At 31.3% G+C, this 1,254-nt stretch carries 1 protein-coding gene and 1 pseudogene; both read left to right on the top strand.

All coding sequences use genetic code 11. The features are described from left to right. On the top strand, positions 1-570 hold a 570-nt coding region (locus BBB02_RS06865; RefSeq protein WP_458694615.1), incomplete at its 5' end, for a DnaB-like helicase C-terminal domain-containing protein. 347 nt (positions 571-917) lie between these two features. Then, a pseudogene (locus BBB02_RS06860) lies at positions 918-1,254 on the top strand (proton-conducting transporter membrane subunit); the annotation flags it as partial.

Raw genomic sequence — 1,254 nt, 5'->3', positions numbered from 1 at the left:
ATTAATGCTAGTACAGATCTATCAGAATTACCTTTCATTATAGATGACACTCCTGCTCTATCAATTAGTGCCCTTCGTACCAGAATACGACTGCTATATCAGCTATACAATGTAGAGGTGGTATTTATCGATTATCTGCAATTAATTCGAGGAACAACAAAAAGGAGTAGTGAAAATAGAGTGCAAGAAATTTCAGAAGTGACGCAGGGTTTGAAAGCAATTGCAAAGGAACTAAATATTCCCATTGTTGCACTATCGCAGCTCTCTCGTTCTGTTGAGCAGAGGGATGATAAAAAACCACAACTTTCTGATTTACGTGATTCAGGAAGCATAGAACAGGATGCGGATATAGTAATGTTCCTCTATAGAGAAGAATATTATGAATTAAGAAAGCAACCAAATGAAGGAAGTAATAAACATCGAGAGTGGCAAGAGAAAATGGAGAAAATTAGAAATATTGCAGAACTGATCATTGCAAAACAAAGAAACGGGCCAATTGGTAGTGTGAAACTACATTTTGACTCCAATAGAGGTGCATTTAAAGATTATACAGAAAGATATAGTCTGTAGCGGTTTTGAGTAATTCTGGAAGTGTTTAACAAACCATACGTACAAAATTAAGAAGCTATCGTGAAGCATAGCAATATTTAAGATTGGCATTTTATTTGTTACATTTATTTTTTTAGGAAATTCTTATCTAGGATAAGATATTTTTTTAGAAAAATCTATAAATTACTAACTTTATTACTTAATATATAAAATAGTTTTTTCTTATTTCCTTTCTTCCTTACGCCACTTTTTCTTAACTTGATGCGTATGGTTTATTTAAAACTTCCGATATACAACTAAAAAATAGCAAATTCTCTATAACTTGAATATAATTTTAGCTTTACCTAAACAGAAAGATGAATTACTTAATGGATTTTGTTTTAATATCTCTTTCCTTGCCACTTTTTATTACTGAGAATTATTTGTTAATTACTGCGTTGATCCCACTTTTAAGTGCATTAGCTATGTCTTTTACTAGTAAATGGCCCAGAGTGAACAGTAGCATTACTGTTGTTTCTTCTATGCTTCTATTTGCGTATACATCTCTATGCACTTTATATTTGGTGTATGGTGATCATTCTCAATTTATTCTCATGGACTTTGGTAATAATTTGCATATTAGTTTAAAGTTAGAGTCTAGTGGAGCAATATTCAGTTTATTAATATCATTTTTGTGGGTATTAACCAGTATATATGCAATATGTT

It is taken from the genome of Wolbachia endosymbiont of Bemisia tabaci (assembly GCF_003999585.1).
GTDB lineage: Bacteria > Pseudomonadota > Alphaproteobacteria > Rickettsiales > Anaplasmataceae > Wolbachia.
This window is presented reverse-complemented; position numbering and strand designations above follow the sequence as displayed.